The organism is Allobosea eneae, assembly GCF_042657265.1.
GTDB classification, from domain to species: Bacteria; Pseudomonadota; Alphaproteobacteria; order Rhizobiales; family Beijerinckiaceae; genus Allobosea; species Allobosea eneae.
In genome coordinates this window covers 1-2,815 of sequence record NZ_JBHSLW010000058.1, presented here as the reverse complement: position 1 = coordinate 2,815, position 2,815 = coordinate 1, and the positions used below count along the sequence as shown (strand labels likewise).

At 64.9% G+C, this 2,815-nt stretch carries 4 protein-coding genes; all 4 read left to right on the top strand.

Annotated features, from left to right (window positions below):
* Positions 1–107: 107 nt before the first annotated feature.
* The 4 genes from tnpA to ACFPOB_RS26285 are packed head-to-tail and all read left to right on the top strand — an operon-like array spanning position 108 to position 2,786.
* Positions 108–479 (top strand): IS66-like element accessory protein TnpA, encoded by a 372-nt coding sequence (gene tnpA / locus ACFPOB_RS26300; protein ID WP_372688905.1) that lies wholly within the window; start codon positions 108–110, stop codon positions 477–479.
* Positions 476–823, top strand: a complete 348-nt coding sequence (gene tnpB / locus ACFPOB_RS26295) for an IS66 family insertion sequence element accessory protein TnpB (protein WP_377801261.1) — start codon at positions 476–478, stop codon at positions 821–823. Before tnpA ends, tnpB begins: the two co-directional genes overlap by 4 nt.
* Positions 824–882: 59 nt before the next feature.
* Positions 883–2,535, top strand: a complete 1,653-nt coding sequence (tnpC, locus tag ACFPOB_RS26290; protein WP_377801262.1) for an IS66 family transposase — start codon at positions 883–885, stop codon at positions 2,533–2,535.
* Positions 2,487–2,786 (top strand): hypothetical protein, encoded by a 300-nt coding sequence (locus ACFPOB_RS26285; protein ID WP_377801260.1) that lies wholly within the window; start codon positions 2,487–2,489, stop codon positions 2,784–2,786. The genes tnpC and ACFPOB_RS26285 overlap by 49 nt, the downstream gene beginning before the upstream one ends.
* Positions 2,787–2,815 lie beyond the last annotated feature (29 nt).

Sequence of the window (2,815 nt, the reverse complement as noted above, 5' to 3'; positions counted from 1 at the left end):
CGTAGCCCTCCGGCGTGAGCCGCCTTTTTCCGCAGATGTCGATGGCCGATGATGTGCCGATGATTGGCGCGTGAGGGTGGTCAGTGTCCATTAAGGCGATGATGGACATGAGCGAGGCGCGGCGTGTTCGGCGGAGTTGGAGCGACGCGCAGAAGCGGGAGATCGTCGCGGCTTCTTTGGAACCCGGAGCGTCGGTGTCGGTGATTGCGCGGCGCTATGACGTCAACACGAACCTTCTTTTCATCTGGCGCCGGCTGTATCGCGATGGATTGTTGGCCGAGCCCGGGGCGGGCGGGCCTTCGCTGCTGCCGATCACGATCACCGGTGAGCAGGCTGAGAAGCACGAGAAGCCCAGCTCGGTTGCGTCTGATGCCGGTCGGGTGGAAATCGAGTTGCCGCGCGGCTACCGTATCCGGGTCGATGCCGGCATTGATGGCAAGGCGCTGCGTCGCATCGTTGACGCCCTGGAGCGCCGATGATCCCGGTTCCGTCTGGCGTCCGGGTGTGGCTGTCCATGGGCCGGACGGACATGCGCCGCGGTATGACAGGGCTGGCCCTTCAGGTTCAGGAAGCACTGGGTCGCGACCCGCACGCTGGCGACTTGTACGTTTTCAGAGGCGCCCGTGGCGACCTGGTCAAGATCCTTTGGCATGACGGCCTGGGCATGTCGCTTTATGCGAAGCGGCTGGAAAAGGGCCGCTTCATCTGGCCGTCGCCGACGGAGGGCGTGGTCGCGATCTCGGCGGCGCAGCTAGCCTATATGCTCGACGGCATCGACTGGCGAAACCCTCGGCACACATGGCGACCAAGCAGCGCCGGGTAAGGTCGGGACGCTTCATTTTTTAGGAGTCAGCGGGCGCGATTCATGATTCACTCATGGTCATGGCCGCCGCTTTTGCCGACCTGCCCGACGATATCGACGCGCTGAAGGCGGCGTTGACGATCGAGCGCGCGAGGATGCGCGACGTGGCCGCCGAACTGGCGGTGGCGCGTGCGAAGGCGTCCGAAGACCTGGCCCTGATCGCCCATCAGAAGCTGCGGATCGCCAAGCTGGAGCGGCAGATCTACGGCCCTCGCTCCGAGCGCTCGGAGCGCCTCATCGACCAGCTGGCGCTGCAGTTCGAGGAACTGGAAGCGAGTGCCACGCAAGATGAGCTGGCTGCGGAGCTGGCCGTGGCCAAGGCGACGCTTGTGGCGGGGTTCACCCGCAAGCGCCCCGAGCGGAATACCTTCCCCGATCACCTGCCGCGCGAGCGCGTGGTCATCGATCCGCCGACGGCATGTGACTGCTGTGGCGGCAATCGGCTGCGCAAGCTGGGCGAGGATGTCACCCGGACCCTGGAAGCGATCCCGCGCCAATGGAAGGTGATCGAAACCGTGCGGGAGAAGTTCACCTGCCGGGATTGCGAGAAGGTCAGCCAGGCGCCGGCGCCCTTCCACGTGATCCCCCGTGGATGGGCCGGCGCCAACCTGCTGGCGATGATCCTGTTCGAGAAGTTCGGCCAGCATCAGCCCTTGAACCGACAGGCCGAGCGCTATGCCCTGGAAGGCGTTCCGGTCAGCCTCTCGACCATGGCCGACGCCGTGGGGTCGGGCTGCGCGGCCCTCGATCCGATTTTGAGACGGGTCGAAGCGCATGTCATGGCGGCCGAACGCCTGCATGGCGACGACACGACCGTGCCGGTTCTGGCCAAAGGCAAGACCGATACGGGACGATGTTGGGTCTACGTCCGCGATGACAGGCCGTTTGGTGGGACATCGCCGCCGGCGGCGGCGTTCTATTACTCCCGCGACCGCAGGGGCGAGCATCCACAGACCCATCTCGCCGGCTATGCCGGGCTGTTCCAAGCCGACGCCTTCGATGGCTATCGGCAGCTCTATCTGCCTGGGCGAAGTCCCGGGCGGATTTTGGAAGCAGGGTGCTGGGTTCACGCCAGGCGCCCGTTCTTCGCCATGGCCGATCTCGCGGAGAATGCCCGGCGGCAGGCATCGGGCAAGAAGACGATCGCGCTCTCTCCCATCGCGATCGAGGTCGTGCGCCGCATCGATGCCCTGTTCGAGATCGAGCGGCCGATCAACGGCAGGACTGCGCAGGAGCGCCAGACGGTACGCCAGGAGCTGAGCAAGCCGCTGGTCGATGCGCTTGCGGTCTACATGCGCGAGCAGCGAGCCAAGCTCTCCCGCGGCCATGATCTCGCCAGGGCCATCGACTATATCCTCAAGCGTTGGGCGGCCTTCACGTTGTTCTTGGACGACGGGCGGGTGTGCTTGTCGAACAATGCCGCCGAACGCGCGCTGCGCGGCATCGCTTTGGGACGAAAATCATGGCTGTTCTGCGGGTCGGACCGGGGCGGTCAACGCGCTGCCGCCATGTATAGCCTCATCGTCACCGCCAAGATGAACGATGTCGATCCCCAGGCCTGGCTCGCCGACGTGCTCGCCAGGATCGCGACGCACCCGGCTCATCGGATCGACGAGTTGTTGCCGTGGAACTGGATGCCCCAGCCATCCGCGTTGTCGGCCGCGGCAGCCTGACCTTGCAGGTCAACAAGGTCCACCATGTCCATATCATCACCCGCGTCGCCGAAATGCTCGGCGAGGACGAGGACTGGCTGTGGGACGTCGCCAATGAAATGGATCCGGAGGACGGCGTGATCTGGGTCTACGGACCAGGTGACGACAGCGTCATGGCGTTCACTGACTTCGGCATCGAAACGCTCAAGGGCCTCGTCGAAATCTACAAGGCCAATCCCGACCTGCTCTCGCGATCCGACGGTCCGACGTAGACGCACTGCGGCCTACGCCGCATGGTTAC

What these genes read in the sequence shown, in the direction of transcription:
- tnpA (WP_372688905.1), top strand. Translation starts at nt 108, where the DNA reads ATGAGCGAGGCGCGGCGTGTTCGGCGGAGTTGGAGCGACGCGCAGAAG.
- tnpB (WP_377801261.1), top strand. Translation starts at nt 476, where the DNA reads ATGATCCCGGTTCCGTCTGGCGTCCGGGTGTGGCTGTCCATGGGCCGG.
- tnpC (WP_377801262.1), top strand. Translation starts at nt 883, where the DNA reads ATGGCCGCCGCTTTTGCCGACCTGCCCGACGATATCGACGCGCTGAAG.